Source organism: Thalassobacter sp. 16PALIMAR09 (genome assembly GCF_000765485.1).
GTDB lineage: Bacteria > Pseudomonadota > Alphaproteobacteria > Rhodobacterales > Rhodobacteraceae > Thalassobacter > Thalassobacter stenotrophicus.
This window is the reverse complement of sequence record NZ_JHAK01000035.1, coordinates 1-1096: the sequence shown is the minus strand read 5'-3', so window position 1 is coordinate 1096 and position 1096 is coordinate 1. Positions and strand designations below refer to the sequence as shown.

1 protein-coding gene is annotated in these 1096 nt (G+C 58.2%); it reads right to left on the bottom strand.

Going from position 1 to position 1096, the window contains the following annotated elements; translation table 11 throughout:
• The coding region (gene tuf / locus PM04_RS17220) for an elongation factor Tu (protein WP_038009151.1) at positions 1 to 1085 on the bottom strand (1085 nt) is incomplete at its 3' end.
• Positions 1086 to 1096 lie beyond the last annotated feature (11 nt).

Here is a 1096-nt window from a genome sequence, read left to right as displayed (position 1 = left end):
GCGATCAGCTCAACGTTGAACTTCAGGTTGTCGCCGGGCATCACCATTTCGGTGCCTGCGGGCAGCTCAACCGTGCCGGTCACGTCCGTTGTACGGAAGTAGAACTGGGGACGGTAGTTCGCGAAGAATGGCGTGTGACGGCCACCTTCTTCTTTGGTCAGAATGTAGGCCTCAGCTTCGAACTTCGTGTGGGGCTTCACGGACGCGGGCTTACACAGCACCTGGCCACGCTCAACGCCTTCACGGTCAACACCGCGCAGCAGGGCGCCAACGTTGTCACCAGCTTCACCACGGTCCAGCAGCTTGCGGAACATTTCAACACCGGTACAGGTTGTTTTCGATGTGTCGCGGATACCAACGATTTCGATCTCGTCGCCAACGTTCAGAACGCCACGCTCGATACGGCCCGTCACAACAGTCCCGCGGCCAGAGATCGAGAACACGTCCTCGATGGGCATCAGGAACGGCTGGTCAACAGCACGTGCAGGCGTTGGGATGTAGGCGTCAACCTCTTCCATCAGCTTGCGGATCGAGGACTCACCGATGTTCTCGTCGCGGCCTTCGAGGGCTGCAAGAGCCGAACCAGGCACAACGGGGATGTCGTCGCCGGGATACTCATACGAGGACAGCAGCTCACGGATTTCCATTTCAACCAGCTCGAGCAGCTCTTCGTCGTCCACTTGGTCGACTTTGTTCATGTACACGACCATGTAGGGGATACCCACCTGGCGGCCGAGCAGGATGTGCTCACGTGTTTGGGGCATGGGGCCATCGGCTGCGTTCACAACCAGGATTGCGCCATCCATCTGAGCCGCACCGGTGATCATGTTTTTGACGTAGTCGGCGTGGCCGGGGCAATCAACGTGGGCGTAGTGACGGCCTTCGGTCTCATACTCAACGTGTGCGGTCGAAATCGTGATACCGCGGGCTTTCTCTTCGGGCGCGCCATCAATCTGGTCATACGCTTGGAAGTCGCCAAAGTACTTCGTGATCGCTGCCGTCAGGGTCGTCTTGCCGTGGTCAACGTGGCCAATCGTGCCAATGTTAACGTGCGGTTTAGAACGTTCAAACTTTTCCTTAGCCATGGGTGGCCTCC